Source organism: Ruegeria halocynthiae, assembly GCF_900106805.1.
GTDB classification, from domain to species: Bacteria; Pseudomonadota; Alphaproteobacteria; order Rhodobacterales; family Rhodobacteraceae; genus Ruegeria; species Ruegeria halocynthiae.
Map to the genome: position 1 here is coordinate 1 of NZ_FNNP01000034.1, position 1389 is coordinate 1389.

1 protein-coding gene is annotated in these 1389 nt (G+C 56.6%); it reads left to right on the top strand.

The features are described 5' to 3' along the window. The first annotated feature begins 109 nt into the window (after positions 1–109). A complete protein-coding gene (locus BLU89_RS21050) occupies positions 110–1129 on the top strand; it encodes an IS110 family RNA-guided transposase (protein ID WP_074739711.1) in 1020 nt (339 codons plus the stop codon). Positions 1130–1389: the final 260 nt, after the last annotated feature.

The window sequence follows — 1389 nt, forward strand, 5'->3', positions numbered from 1 at the left end:
GCTGCACTGCGGCCCGTCGAACCCGATGGGGTGGATAGCTCCTGCTCCAACCGGCGTCGCAATGCGCCATACTGCAGTTGTGTATCACTGCTAGGAAAGGAGCTACCCAATGCAAGTTACAACAGTCGGCATCGATCTGGCCAAGCATGTTTTTCAAGTCCATGGGATCACTGCGGATGGCACCGTCGTTTTCAATCGAGCGATCCGGCGCGCCCAACTTGTCACCTTCTTTGATGAGCTCGAGCCATGTTTGGTGGGGATGGAAGCATGCGGGTCCAGTCATCATTGGGCACGAGAACTCTCAAAGCTGGGCCATGATGTTCGGCTGATCCCGGCCAACTACGTGAAGCCTTATGTGAAACGCGGCAAATCTGACGCGGTTGATGCTGAGGCGATTTGCGAGGCAGTGACGCGCCCAACAATGCGGTTCGTGGCGCCGAAATCGGAAGCGCAGCAAGCGGTCCTATTCCTACATCGTGCTCGCGATCTGATAGTCCGCCAACGGACACAGCTCAGCAATATGCTGCGCAGCCTGCTGGTCGAGTTTGGCATTATCATTGCGCAGGGTACAGGAAGTGCCGTGAAGTATGCCAAGAGCCTTCTGGATGGAGACAAACCAGACCTGCCTGAAATTGCGATAGATGTTCTCAAGCAGCTGAGTCATCAACTCGTTGCCATGCATCTCCGCCTCCGCTGGTACGAGGTGCGCATGCGTCTGCATTCGAAACTGGACAAGCGCGTGATGTTGCTGCGCACGATCCCAGGAGTTGGACCCGTGACAGCATCGGCAATTGTTGCAACCGTCGGTGACGCGAAGCAGTTCAAGAACGGCAGACAGTTTGCAGCCTGGCTTGGTCTGACACCGCTCAACCGATCCAGTGGTGGTAAGGAACGATTGGGGCGGATCACGAAGATGGGCGACCGATATATCCGGCGCCTCTTGGTGACCGGTATGACGGCGCGATTGCGGCAAATGAAGGTGAACCCCGACCGTGTCGATCCATGGGCCATAGACCTGCTCACCCGCAAGCCTCCCCGTTTGGCGACGATCGCCATGGCCAATAAGACGGCGAGGATCGTCTGGGCTGTGCTGACCAAGAGCGAATACTACCGTCCCCACACGATCTGAGAGAACAAGAAGGGAATACTCGAGACAGCAAGACCCTTGAAATGATGGAGTACAGTCAGCCCGCCAGCCAAGACACCCCGTCGAACGGCCAGGACACCTAGTTGTCCGCAATACCCGTATGGGACTTGGTCGCGGAAACCATCAAGGCCAGCAGCCGCGTGTGCTGCGCAAACAGGCCGGACACACGTCTGCTTCTGACCAGTGCGAAATTACTTTCAAAAATGTCTTGCTATGCAGGAGCTATCCACACAGGCCGTTCG